Raw genomic sequence first — 2719 nt, 5'->3', positions numbered from 1 at the left:
GGGGTGGGGTGGGTGAACACCGCGCGCGGTGACAGGTCGGTGTCGAACGCCTCGGACAGGCGGGCGGCCAGCCGGATGCTGAGGATGGAGTCGCCGCCCAGCTGGAAGAAGTCGTCCTCCACTCCGGGCCGTTCGACGGAGAGGACCTCCGCGAAGACGTCGGCGGTGCGCCGCTCGGCGTCGGTGCGCGGCGCGGCCGGCGCGCCCTGCCGGTCCCCGCCGGAGGTCTCCGGCGCCGGAAGCGCGGCCCGGTCGACCTTGCCGTTGCCGCTGAGCGGCAGCGCGGGCAGGGCGACGAACGCCGAGGGGACGAGGTAGTCGGGGAGCGTGCGCCGGGCGGACTCCCGCACGGCCGTGAGGTCTTCGGGGCCGACCACGTAGGCCACCAGGCGCCGGCTGCCGGGCCGGTCCTCGCGGGCCACGACCGCCACGTCCGCGACGCCGGGATGCGCCGCGAGGACCGCCTCCACCTCGCCGGGCTCGACGCGGAAGCCGCGGATCTTCACCTGGTCGTCGGCGCGGCCCAGGAACTCGACCGTGCCGTCGGGGCGGCGGCGGGCCAGGTCGCCGGTGCGGTACATGCGCGTGCCGGGCGGGCCGGCCGGGTCGGCGAGGAAGCGGGCGGCGGTGTCGCCGGGACGGCCCAGGTAGCCGCGTGCCACACCCTCGCCGGCGAGGTACAGCTCGCCGGCGCAGCCCGGCGGTACGGGCCGCAGACGGCCGTCGAGGACGTGGACCCGCATGTCGTCGAGCGGATGGCCGATGGGCACGGTGTCGGGGACGGCCGTGGCGTCGGTGAGCGCGAAGGACGTCGCGAACGTCGTCGTCTCGGTGGGGCCGTAGCCGTCCACGACGGTCAGGCCGGGGCAGGCGGACAGCACGCGGCGCACGGCCGCGGCGGGCACCACGTCGCCGCCGGTCCACACCTGGCGCAGGCCGGCGAAGCAGTCCGGCGCGTCCTGCGCCAGCAGCCGGAAGAGGCCGGCGGTCAGCCACAGCGCGCTCAGGCCGCCGTCGCGGACCAGGTGCCGCAGCAGTGCCGCGTCCAGGGGCCGGGGCGGTGCCACGACCACGCAGCCGCCGGTGAGCAGGGGCGCCCACACCTCGAAGGTGGCGGCGTCGAAGGCCACCGGGGAGTGCAGCAGCACCCGGTCGCACACCCCGCCGGTGAAGCGGCTGTCGGTGGCGAGGGCGGCCACGTCACGGTGGCGTACCGCGACCGCCTTGGGCTCGCCGGTCGACCCGGAGGTGAACATCACGTACGCCGGCCGGTCGGCGTCCGCGGGTACGGCCGCGGGCGCGCCCGGCACGGGGGTGCGTGCGGCGGCGACGTCCGCGGCGGTCAGCTCGGCCGTCGCGCCCGCCCGCTCGGTCAGCGTGCGGCGCCGCTCCTCGGGGGCGCGGGCGTCCACCGGTACGTAGGCGCCGCCCGCCTTGAGGACGGCGAGCTGGGCGACGACGAGTTCGGCGCAGCGGTCCATCGGCAGCGCCACCCGGTCCTCCGCCCGCAGGCCGCCGGCCAGGAGCCGGGACGCCACGGCGTCGGACCAGGCGTCGAGGCGGCGGTACGTCAGCTCCGTGTCGCCGTCGCGCAGGGCGGGCGCGTCGGGGGTGCGGCGGGCCTGCTCGGCGAACAGCTCGACGGGGCTGCGCGGCGCCGCCTGCCGGGCGGTGGCGTTCCACCGCTGGAGCAGGGCGCGGTCGTCCTCGGTCAGCGGCTCGAGGCCGGTCACCTCAGTGTCGGCGTCGATGCCGTCGGCGAGGGCGGTCAGGAGGACCGCGAGCCTGGCCGCGAGGCGTTCGGCCGTGTCCGCGTCGAACAGGTCGGCGTCGTAGGCGAGGTCGATGCCGAGCCGGTCGCCGAGGTGGGCGCGCAGGCACAGCGGGAAGGTCGGCGCGTCGTCGGCCCGCACCTCCTCGACGTGCACGCCCGTCCGGGCCGTGGCGGACTCGTCGACGGGGTAGTTCTCGAACACCACCATGCTGTCGAACAGCGCCTCGCCCGCCGGGACCTCGCTCAGCGCCTGGATGCGGGGCAGCGCGAGGAAGTCGAAGAGCCGGGCGTCGCTCTGCTTCTCCTGCACGCCCCGCAGCCAGGACGCCACTCCCCCGCCCGAGACCTCGATCCGGGTGGGCACGGTGTTGATGAACATCCCGATCATCGCCTCCACGCCCGGCAGTTCGGCCGGGCGCCCGGAGACGGTCGTGCCGAACACGATGTCGTCGCGTCCGCCGTGGCGGGCGAGCAGCAGCGCCCAGGCGCCCTCGATCACGGTGTTCACCGTCAGCCCGGCCCGTGCCGCCGCTTGGCGCAGCCGCGCCGAGACCCGCTCGTCCAGCTGCCGGTGCACCGTGGCGGCGGCGCGGGCGCGGTGTGCCTCGGCCGGGGTGCGGTCGTACGGCAGCGGGGTGCGGGCCGGGAAGCCGGCGAGGGCGCCGGCCCAGTACGCCTCGGCCGCGGTCTCGTCCTGGTCGCGCAGCCGGCGCAGGAAGTCGGAGAACGGGCGCCTCACCGGCGCGGGGGCCTCGCGGCCGCCGGTGAGCGCGGCGTAGCGCTCGCACACCTCGGTGAGCAGCTGCCCGGTGCTCCAGCCGCTCGGTGATCGATCCCGACGAGCTCGCCCCCCTCGGGCCGGTCACCGACGCCTGGGACGTCGGCCGCGAGGTGGGGCAAGCCCGCCGGCGGATGAAGTGACCTCGGCGTCGTGCCGACTTCGAC

Annotated in this window: 1 protein-coding gene; it reads right to left on the bottom strand. The window is 76.9% G+C overall.

From position 1 onward, the window contains the following. The coding region (locus C1I97_RS34925) for a non-ribosomal peptide synthetase (protein WP_258382888.1) at positions 1 to 2564 on the bottom strand (2564 nt) is incomplete at its 3' end. Between the last annotated feature and the right edge of the window lie 155 nt (positions 2565 to 2719).

Origin of the sequence: Streptomyces sp. NTH33 (assembly GCF_003236365.1) — a bacterium.
In the GTDB taxonomy this organism is placed as follows: domain Bacteria; phylum Actinomycetota; class Actinomycetes; order Streptomycetales; family Streptomycetaceae; genus Streptomyces.
This window is presented reverse-complemented; position numbering and strand designations above follow the sequence as displayed.